The 1,668-nt window shown below is 62.2% G+C and carries 1 protein-coding gene; it reads left to right on the top strand.

All coding sequences use genetic code 11. The features are described from left to right. Nucleotides 1–7: 7 nt before the first annotated feature. Nucleotides 8–1,668: acetate--CoA ligase (gene acsA / locus PKO02S_RS31955; protein WP_246067671.1), on the top strand; the 1,661-nt coding region annotated here is incomplete at its 3' end.

Below are 1,668 nucleotides of genomic sequence, written 5' to 3'. Positions count from 1 at the left end.
CCCGAATTTGAAAAGCTATGATGAAGCACGCGAGTCGTTCGACTGGAGCGAAATCGAGAAACAATTCAGCTGGTATACGACCGGTAAAGTGAACATGGCGTACGAGGCGATCGATCGCCACGCCGAAGGCGCGCGCGCCAACAAGATCGCGCTCCACTACAGCGACGCGAACCGCGACGAGAGCTACACATTCGCCCAGATGAAGGCGAACTCCAATAAATTCGGCAACGTTCTGCGCAAGCTTGGCGTAGGCAAGGGCGAGCGCGTCTTCATCTTCATGCCGCGCACGCCGGAGCTGTATTTCGCCTTGCTCGGCTCGCTCAAGGTCGGCGCGATCGTCGGCCCGCTGTTCGAGGCGTTCATGGAGACGGCCGTCCGTGACCGTCTGGACGACAGCCAAGCGATCGCGATCATTACGACGCCGCCGCTGCTGCCGCGTATCCCGGTCGCCGACCTGCCGAACCTGAAGCATGTCATCCTCGTGGGCAACGACGTCGACGCTTCCGCTCCAGGCCAAGTGAGCTTCCAGCAAGAGATGGCTGCCGCTTCCGAAGAGCTCGAGATCGAATGGCTCGACCGCGAAGACGGTCTGATCCTTCACTATACGTCCGGTTCCACCGGCAAGCCGAAGGGCGTGTTCCACGCTCAGAACGCGATGATCCAGCACTACTACACCGGCCGCATCGTGCTTGATCTGCAGGAAGACGATGTGTACTGGTGTACGGCCGACCCGGGCTGGGTAACGGGGACGTCGTACGGCATCTTCGCGCCATGGCTGAACGGCGCGACGAATGTTATCCGCGGCGGCCGCTTCAGCCCGCAGGATTGGTACAACACGCTGCAGCGTTACGGCGTGACGGTGTGGTACAGCGCGCCGACGGCGTTCCGCATGCTGATGGGCGCCGGCGACGACGTCGTCAAGCAGTACGACCTGAGCAAGGTGCGCCACGTGCTGAGCGTCGGCGAGCCGCTCAACCCGGAAGTTGTACGCTGGGGCATGAAGGTATACAACCAACGCATCCATGACACCTGGTGGATGACGGAGACAGGCGGCCAGCTGATCTGCAACTACCCGTCGATGGCGATCAAGCCGGGTTCGATGGGCCGTCCGATCCCGGGCGTAGACGCGGCGATCGTGGACGACAACGGCAACGTGCTGCCGCCGTACCGGATGGGCAACCTGGCGATCAAGACGCCGTGGCCGTCGATGATGCGCAAGATTTGGAACAATCCGTCCAAGTACGCCGAATATTTCCGCCTCGAGGGCTGGTACGTGTCCGGCGACTCGGCTTACATGGATGAGGAGGGCTACTTCTGGTTCCAAGGCCGCGTCGACGACGTGATCAACACGTCCGGCGAGCGCGTCGGACCGTTCGAGGTCGAGAGCAAGCTCGTCGAGCATCCGGCGGTTGCGGAAGCGGGCGTCATCGGCAAGCCGGATCCGCTGCGCGGCGAAGTGATCAAAGCGTTCATCTCGCTCCGCGAAGGGTTCACCCCATCCGACGAGCTGAAGGCGGACATCGCCAAGTTCGTGAAGGAAGGGCTGTCCGCACACGCCTCGCCTCGCGAGATCGAGTTCAAGGACAAGCTGCCGAAGACGCGCAGCGGCAAAATCATGCGCCGCGTGCTGAAAGCTTGGGAGCTTGGCTTGCCGACCGGCGACCTGTC

Source organism: Paenibacillus koleovorans NBRC 103111 (assembly GCF_004000845.1).
GTDB classification, from domain to species: Bacteria; Bacillota; Bacilli; order Paenibacillales; family NBRC-103111; genus Paenibacillus_AA; species Paenibacillus_AA koleovorans.
The sequence above is the reverse complement of the archived record's forward strand: the minus strand, read 5'-3'. Positions and strand labels throughout refer to the sequence as shown.